Origin of the sequence: Sphingomonas sp., assembly GCF_035555815.1 — a bacterium.
GTDB lineage: Bacteria > Pseudomonadota > Alphaproteobacteria > Sphingomonadales > Sphingomonadaceae > Sphingomonas.
This window is the reverse complement of the sequence record NZ_DATMGG010000006.1, coordinates 1-7,688: the sequence shown is the minus strand read 5'-3', so window position 1 is coordinate 7,688 and position 7,688 is coordinate 1. Positions and strand designations below refer to the sequence as shown.

Genomic DNA, 7,688 nt, shown 5'->3' with positions numbered 1-7,688 from the left:
TGAGCGCGCTCTACAAGGTCGAGGTGCCGGCAAAGCCTCGCACCACATTTGCCGCCAGCGTGGTCGGCGGCGGCACATCGGTCAACGCTATCCCGGACCAGGTCTATGTCGACGTCGACATGCGTTCCGAAAGCGCCGAATCGCTGGCGACGCTGGAAAAGCGGTTCCTGACGATCGTCAACGAAGCGGTCGATGCCGAAAACGCAGCGCGATCGACCCGCGTCGGCAAGGTCAGCGCCGACCCCGAAGTGATCGGCGATCGCCCGGCCGGCGCGACCCCGGCCGACGCGGCGCTGGTCCGCTCGACCGCGGCGGCGATCAAGGCGTTCGGCCTGACCCCGGCGTTCGGCGCATCGTCGACCGACGCCAATCTGCCGATGAGCCTGGGCATCCCGGCGGTCACGATCGGATCGGGCGGCACCGGCGGGCGCGGGCATTCGGTCGATGAATGGATCGACGTCGCCAAGCCCGACAGCCTGCAAGGGCTGTCGGTTGGGCTGCTCGCGCTGGTGGCGGCGGCGGGTGTGGCGAAATAGCCGCCACCCGACGAAACATCAGTCCGTCATCGCGGGCGTGGCCTCGCCGCGCCCGCGACGACGGGTAACCCCAGGACGATTCCGCTACCCCCGCGCTTTCGCCAGCGCGCGATAACGGTGCAGCAGCGGTTCGGTGTAGCCGTTGGGCTGGGTGACACCCTCGAAGATCAGCGCGCGCGCCGCCTGCCAGGCGAGACCATCGGGGGTAAGCGGGCGATAGAGCGGATCGCCGGCGTTCTGCGCGTCGACCTTGGCCGCCATGCGCGCCAGAGCGGCGTCGACCTGTTCCGGCGTGGCAACGCCGTGCAGCAGCCAGTTGGCGATATGTTGTGAGCTGATCCGCAGTGTCGCGCGGTCCTCCATCAGCCCGACGTCGTCGATATCCGGCACCTTCGAGCAGCCGACGCCTTGGTCGACCCAGCGCACGACGTAGCCGAGGATGCCCTGCGCGTTGTTGTCCAGCTCGCGCGTCACCTCCGCCTCGGTCCAGTTACGGCCGCCAGCCAGCGGCACGCTCAGCAGCGGCGCCAGTCCGGGAATCGCCTCGCCCGCGATTTCCCGCTGGCGCGCGAACACGTCGACCGCGTGATAATGGAGCGCGTGCAGCGTCGCAGCGGTGGGGCTGGGCACCCAGGCGGTATTGGCGCCGCTCATCGGATGCGCGATCTTCTGCGTCAGCATATCGGCCATCTTGTCCGGCGCCGCCCACATGCCCTTGCCGATCTGCGCCTTGCCCGACAGGCCACAGGCGAGGCCGATCCGCACGTTGCGGTCCTCATAGGCCTTGATCCAGTCCGACGCCTTCATCTCCGCCTTCGGCACCATCGCCCCGGCGCGCATCGAGGTATGGATCTCGTCGCCGGTGCGGTCGAGGAAGCCGGTGTTGATGAACACGACGCGGTCCTTCACCGCATGGATGCACGCGGCGAGGTTGGCCGAAGTACGGCGCTCCTCGTCCATCACGCCGACCTTGATCGTGTGGCGCGCCAGCCCGAGCAGGTCCTCGACCGCGTCGAACAGCGTGTCGGTGAAGGCGGCTTCGTCCGGCCCGTGCATCTTGGGCTTGACGATATAGACCGATCCGGCGCGGCTGTTGCGCAGCGCGCCAAGCCCGCGCAGGTCGTGCAGCGCGATCGTCGAGGTGACGATGGCGTCGAGAATGCCCTCGGGCGCCTCGCTGCCGTCGGGCAGGCGAATCGCGGGCGTGGTCATCAGATGGCCGACGTTGCGGACGAACAACAGGCTGCGGCCGGGCAGCACCAGATCGTCCTGGTTGGGCCGCCGGTAGCTGCGGTCGCCGTCCAACCGGCGGGTGACGGTGCGTCCCCCCTTGTCGAAGCTTTCGACCAGATCGCCGCGCATCAGGCCCAGCCAGTTGGCATAGGCCGCCGCCTTGTCCTCGGCATCGACCGCCGCGACCGAATCCTCGAGGTCGACGATCGTGGTCAGCGCCGATTCGAGCACGACGTCGGCGATACCGGCTGGATCGGTCCTGCCGATCGGGTGCGCGTGGTCGATCACCACCTCGATATGCAGCCCGTTGTGGCGGAACAGCAGGTTGTCGCCGCGCCCGCCGACGAACTGGCCCGGATCGGCCAGCGGCAGATCACCCCCGGTGAAGTCCGCCCAGCGTCCGGAGGCCAGCGGGACCGTTTCGTCCAGAAACGCCTTGGCGCGCGCGATCACCTGTGCGCCGCGATCCGCATCATAGCCGCCGGGTTTCGCCGCGCCGGGCAGCGCATCGGTGCCGTAGAGCGCGTCGTACAGGCTGCCCCAGCGCGCGTTGGCGGCGTTGAGCACGAAGCGGGCGTTGAGCGACGGCACCACCAGCTGCGGGCCGGCCATCGTCGCGATCTCCGCATCGACATTCGCCGTGCCGATCGCGAATGGCGCCGGTTCGGGCACCAGATAGCCGATGTCGCGCAGGAACGCCTCATCGGCCGGCTCGCCGCCGGCCAGCCGTGCGTCGATGATCGCCTGCAACGCATCGCGCCGCGCCAGCAGCGTGCGATTGGCCGGGGTGTGGCGGGCAAAGATCGCCGCCACGCCCGACCACCAGGCAGCGGCGTCGATGCCCAGCGGCGGCAGCACCCGACCCTCGATCAGGGCGGCGAGCGGCGCGGCGACCGACAGGCCGGCGCGGGATAGATCAGTCATTCAGGGAGCCTCCGACAATGGACACGCCCTGGGGAGGCGCGCCCCGCTTACGCCAGGCCACCCCTACCGATCAAGCGCCGCCGGTCGTTAGAGCACCATGAAATCGGCGACGGTCAGCGTCGGCGCGCCGGTCAGCATCGCGATCTGGACGAAGCCGCCGTTGGCGCTGCCATTGGCGTCGAAATAGAGGGCGCCGGTCGTGTCGTCATAGATGATGCGATCGTCGGCATCCTGCGCGGCGGTGCCGATGACGAAGGCGCTGGCCGACAGCGCACCGCCGGGCAATCCCAGCAGTCCGCTGGACAGGACGATCCGGTCACCCTCCGCCGACGAAAAATCGGTGATCGTGTCGATGTTGCCCGGACCCGGCGGGGTATCCAGAAAGAAGAAATCGGCGCCGCCGCCGCCCGTCAGCGTGTCGTTGCCGCCGCCAGCCGACAGTCCGTCGCTCCCGGCGCCGCCGATCAGCGTATCGTCGCCGCTGCCGCCCTGGATATAATGGTCCGCCAGCGTCGCCGACAGGTCGATGCGCATCGCCGTCTGCACCGTCGCGCCGTCGATCGCGAAGAACGGCAGCGTCGGGTTGAAGTCGGTGCCGCCGACGAAAGCGGCGGTGAAGGTGATGTCATAGGTCGACAGGTCGCCGGGAATACCGCCCATCAGCACGATCTTCTCGATGCCCGCCACCTCCGCGCCGAGCGCCAGCGTGTAGTTGCCGTCGAGCACCAGCGTGTCCGCCCCGGCGCCGCCATCGACCGAATCGGTGCCCGGATCGAACTTGCCGGGGCCGAATTCGATGCTGTCGTCGCCGGCGCTGCCGATGATGGTGTCCGCGCCCAGCCCGCCGATCACGCGGAACGAGCCGCCGTCGGTTTCCGCCGATCCGTCGAAGCTGAACACGTCGGTCGCGGTCTGGAGGCCGGCGTAGATCGTCAGCCGCTCGCCCGGCGCGACCAGATCCTCCGCCACCGCCAGATTGTAGTTGCCCCCCGGCATGGCGACGATCACCTCGACATTCATGATCTGGGCACCGCTCAGCACGAACGGCGTGCCGACGGACCCATAATTGCCCTGGAGGCCGAGCTGGTCGTTGGTCCCGGCGCCACCATCGACCACGTCGCCCACGCCAAAGCTATCGCCGAAGTAGAAGCCGTCGTTGCCGTCGCCTCCCTCGACGAAATCGGCGCCACCCTGATTGACATAGATCATGTCGTTGCCGGGGGTGCCGACGATATGGTTGTCGCCCGCATCGCCGCGCAGCTGGTCGCCGGCGCTGGTGACGCCATTGATGGTGACGGTGACCGTCGCCGACGATCCGCCGGCCAGGGTGTAGGTGAAGCTGTCCTCGGCGCTGCTGACCGCGCCGGTGGCCAGCCCGGTAGCGGCGGAGACCAGCCAGTCGAACTGCCCGTTCGGATCATAGCTGAGCGTGCCGTTGTCGTTGCGCGTGACGATCGCGCCCGACGCCAGCGTGGTCGAATCGCCGCTGGCCAGGACCACGCCGTTGACTGTCGCATAGGCCGGTGCCGGCCCGTCAGGGTCGGTATCGTTGGCCAGGGCGGCGACTGCGACCGCCGCATTTTCATTGGTGGTGGCGGTATCGTTGGCGGCGACCGCCGGATCGTCGACCGGCGTGACCGATAGCGTGCGGGTGAAGCTGGTGGTGTCATGGCCGCCGCCGGCGGTGCCGCCGCCATCGACCAGCGTGAAAGTGATGGTGCGGTCGCCGTTGCCGGGGTCCTGCGACGTGCTGGAGAAGCGCAACGCCTCGGTCAGCGCGATCACCGCCGCGTCGTCGGCATTGGCGTTCAGGGCAAAGACGATCGAGACGCCGGGCCCCGCCGTCGCCGTCGCGATCGCGACGCCGTCGAGCGACACGACGCCGGTTCCCGTATCAAGCTCGATCCCGGTGCCCGGCGCGGGCGCGGGCGCGGGCGCCAGTCCGATGCCGTCGCCCGGTTGTTCCCCGGCGGTCAGCGCGACCGTCAGCGTACCGCCGTCATAGTCGCTGCCGTCGTCGCTCAGCGTGACGCCGGTGGCGATGGCGACGGCCGCGCCGTCCTCGACATAGCTCGGCTGCGCGCCGCCTGCCGCATAGGCCGGCGCGGTGTTGAGCGCGGCGAAACCCAGGTCGAGCGTCAGGTTGGTGTCGTTGCCGGGACCGGCGGTCGGTTCGCTGTTGTAATCGAGCGTGATCGAGCCCGACAGGACCACTCCGCCCGCCAGCGGCAGCGCGTTGCTGTCGTCATCGACATTGTCGTCGGGATCGCCCGCCCCGCTGGTCGCGGCCAGCCCGACCAGCGCCCCGCCCGCCAGGAAGTTGGCGGCATCGACGCCGACGATATAGGTGCCGGGGGCCAGGCCGGTGAACAGATAGTTACCGGTGACTCCGGTGGTGGTCGTGGCGATCGCCGCACCATCGGCGACCCCATCGTCGTCGGCATCCACGAACAGGCTGAGCGTCACCCCGGCGATGCCGCTATCGGCGCCGTCGAACAGGCCGTTGAAGTTGCGGTCGAGGAACACCGTGTCGCCCAGCGACAGCGAATCGATCGCCGTCAGCTCAATATTGCTGGTGACGAGGATGCCACCGTCGGCGGTGACGGTGCTCTGGTTGCTTGGATTGACGATCAGCCCGTTGCTCTGGTCGTCGATGGTCGCGTCCCAGCTGACGATCACCGTCTTGCCGGGCGGCAGCGTGCCGACCGCGATCGCGCCGAGCGCGAACGCCGTGGCGTGATCATCATGCGGCGTCGCCCCGGCCGCTTCGCCGGTGGCGGGCAGGCGGCGCTCGCCGGGGTTGATGTAGCCATACATCAGCCCCGAACGGTCGGCGAGCTGGTAGCTGTCGTCCAGCCCGGCCTTGTGCCCCAGTTCATGCATCAGCACCGTCAGCAGGTCGACATGACCTGCGCTGGCGCCGGTCGCGGCGGTCAGCCGTGTACCCGATCCAGCGAATTCGGCGTCGTCGCCGGGGGTGGCATCGACGAACCAGCCGAACCCGCCGGCATCATCATCGATCGCGATCGCGCCGGGCGACGAAGCCCCCAGATACACGCCCGCCATCGCCGACACGCTGACCGTCGTCGCGTGCATCGCGGCGAGTTGTTCGTCGGTCGCGCCGGCAGCTTCCCAGCGCGCGATCGCCGCCGTCACCAGCGTGTCGAGATCGGCCTGCGTCAGCGCGGCGACGACGGCGGCGGCAAGATCGGGCGCGTCCGTCGCGGGGTCCGCAGTCGCCGCGGGATCGGCGTCCGTCGCCGGGGTCGGCGCGTCGGCCGTCTCGGGCGGCGCCAGCAGCAGCGGGACCGGCAACAGCGTGAAAGGGGTGTTCAGCACCCCTTCGACCAGGCTCGCATCGATCCCGTCGAGGGCAATCGACGGGCTGCCCCCGTTCGTCAGCGTGTTTCCGGCACCGCTCAGGAACGAGTCGAGATCGTCGCTGGCGGTACCGGGCGTGCCGGTGAATTCGCCATCGGCCGATCCCGCGTAGCCAGGAAAATAATAGTGCGAACCAGTGCCGAACTGATCGAGGATGATGGCGTTGCTGCCGTTCGTCGCGCCTGACGCGTCGATGACGTTGCCGTGCAGATCGAGCCCCATCAGTCCATTGTCGGGCCCGTCGTTGCCGCCGATCACGGCGTAGATGCCGGAAAAGGTGTCAGCGCCCAGTTCCTCGATGACATTGTCGACGATCGTCGCCTCCAGCCGGGCGGTGCCCTGACCAGTCGCGTTGTTCGAGGTCAGCGTGATGCCGCCGATGCCGCTGACGATGTCGCGGATCTCGTTACCCTCGATCCGCACCGCATGCGTGACCGCCCCGGCGCCGGCGTTGCGGTCGATCGCGACGAAGATGCCGTCGCCCGATCCGTTCGATCCGGTCGTCGCCTGGCCCCCGCTGGCGACGCCGTCGTCGACGCCGATCATGTTGTCGGTGATCGTGCCGCGTACCGTCCCGTTGCTGCCGCCATAGATCGCCGCCAGCGCGGTGCCCTCCGCGCCGGTGAAGCTGTTGCCGTCGACCTCATAGGTAACGGCATAGTTCGTTCCGTCGCCGTTGAGCGTCACCCCGCCGCCGCCCGAGACGACATTGGGATGCATGTTGTGGAAACCATTGTCGGTCAGGTGGATGGTCTGGGTAGCGGTGCCGCCCACCGCGACCTGCACCATGTCGCCGCGCGATCCGGCGAAATCGACCCCGTCGATCGTCAGGTTGAGCGTGCCCGCGGTGGTCTCGACCCGCACACCGTCCTCGCCGGTGGTGGTGCCGTTCAGGCCGATCGAGGCGGCGTGCGCGGCGCTGTCGCGGATGGTGAGATTCAGCGTGCCGGCGGCGTTGTTGTAGATTTGAACGTTGTTCGCATAGGAGACGTCACCCGCGGCAGTGCCGTTGATGACGTTGCCTTCGAGCAGCGCGGTGCCGTTCAGGCCGTTGGTGGACGAACCCTGCGTGCCGAAGCGGATCGCGCCTTCCTGGTCGTTGCCCGACGAAGCATTGCCGAACGCGCCGTGGAAGTTCGAATCGCGGAGGGTGAAGTTGTTCACCCCCTCGCCGCGGATGCCGTAGTTCCCGAAATTGCCGGCGAAATCCATGTTCGACAGCGAGACGTTGCTCGCGTTGTTCAGATAGACGCCGATGCCGCTGTTGGGATCGCCGGTGGTGCCCGAGCGGCCGCCGATCGTGCCGCCCGACCCCGCCGTCGTGCCGACGCCGGTGACGGTGAACCCGCCCGCACCGGTATTGTTGAGGATGATCGCGTCCTGGGTGCCGCCCCCGGTCGAGCTCACGCTCTGGAAGGTCACGCCGCCGGCGCCGATCGTGGTGTTCTGGATATCGATCGCGGTACCGCTTCCGGTGCTGACAGTGCTGCCCGCCCCCGCGACCACGACCGTCCCGCCGCTGCTCGCGCCCAATCCGGTCCCGGTGGTGGTGGTCAGGTTCACCCCGCCGTTGAAACTGGTGACGATGCCCGGCGAATTGTTCGCGAGGTGAAT

3 protein-coding genes are annotated in these 7,688 nt (G+C 68.6%); 1 reads left to right on the top strand and 2 read right to left on the bottom strand.

Annotation, left to right across the window (positions count from 1 at the left end; translation table 11 throughout):
• A partial coding sequence (locus VNR91_RS00365; protein WP_325488811.1) for a peptidase dimerization domain-containing protein occupies positions 1-536 on the top strand: 536 nt, incomplete at its 5' end.
• An 84-nt stretch (positions 537-620) separates the two neighbouring features.
• Here VNR91_RS00365 and VNR91_RS00360 read toward each other — a convergent pair.
• Positions 621-2,693, bottom strand: a complete 2,073-nt coding sequence (locus VNR91_RS00360) for a malate synthase G (RefSeq protein WP_325488810.1) — start codon at positions 2,691-2,693, stop codon at positions 621-623.
• Between the two features lie 87 nt (positions 2,694-2,780).
• A partial coding sequence (locus tag VNR91_RS00355) for a beta strand repeat-containing protein (protein ID WP_325488809.1) occupies positions 2,781-7,688 on the bottom strand: 4,908 nt, incomplete at its 5' end.